This window comes from Thalassospira sp. A3_1, from assembly GCF_017744215.1.
GTDB classification, from domain to species: domain Bacteria; phylum Pseudomonadota; class Alphaproteobacteria; order Rhodospirillales; family Thalassospiraceae; genus Thalassospira; species Thalassospira lucentensis_A.
The window spans coordinates 1-720 of the sequence record NZ_JAGHQQ010000010.1; the positions used below are offsets into that span (position 1 = coordinate 1).

The window sequence follows — 720 nt, forward strand, 5'->3', positions numbered from 1 at the left end:
ACGTCCTAGCTCGGGAACAAGACGCGGTTTGAGACGTCAGATCACGGGGCATCCGAGCGACCGGATACCTTTGGAATAGTTGCCCAGGCGGGCTCCGCCGTCAAGAAGTGGTCTCTTCCATAGCAAATACAGGGTCGGCTTGGTTGCCGCCCTCACCGTCCTTAAGACGAGATCCTAAATCCCAAGCGGAAGGCCCGAACATTATCTACGAGGTCGCGTTATGCGCCTCCACGGCCCTTTGAGAGAGAGGTCCTTCCGCCTGGGCTCACCCCCTCGAAGAAGGGGCGATAGGGTTCGCCGGATTGGATCACGGCGTGAATGGTGCGCGCCATCTTGGCTGCGATGGCGGTGTAGGCCTTGCGGCGCAGATCCGGGTTGTGGCGATCTTGCGCGATGTAACGCTCGAATTTGTCCCGAAAGCTGTTGGTCTTCTTCAGAACCGCTGTCTGACCCGCCAGCCATAACGTGCGTCGGAGACGGGCATTGCCATACTTCGATATCTTGCTCCGACCGCGGAACATGCCGGACTGGACGGTGGCCAGATCCATGCCGCAGAACTTCAGAAACTGACGGTGATGGCGGAACCGGCGCAGATCACCTGTCTCGGCCAGAATGGTCAGCGCATTGATCGGCCCGATGCCGGGAATGGTGCGCAGCAGTTGATAATCGGGCCTATCGCCTAGCAGTTCGACCGCCCGATCTTGTCCGGTTGTGCACCAA

Annotated in this window: 1 protein-coding gene; it reads right to left on the bottom strand. The window is 59.4% G+C overall.

From position 1 onward, the window contains the following. Positions 1–218: 218 nt before the first annotated feature. A partial coding sequence (locus J7395_RS20810; protein WP_209223608.1) for a transposase occupies positions 219–720 on the bottom strand: 502 nt, incomplete at its 5' end.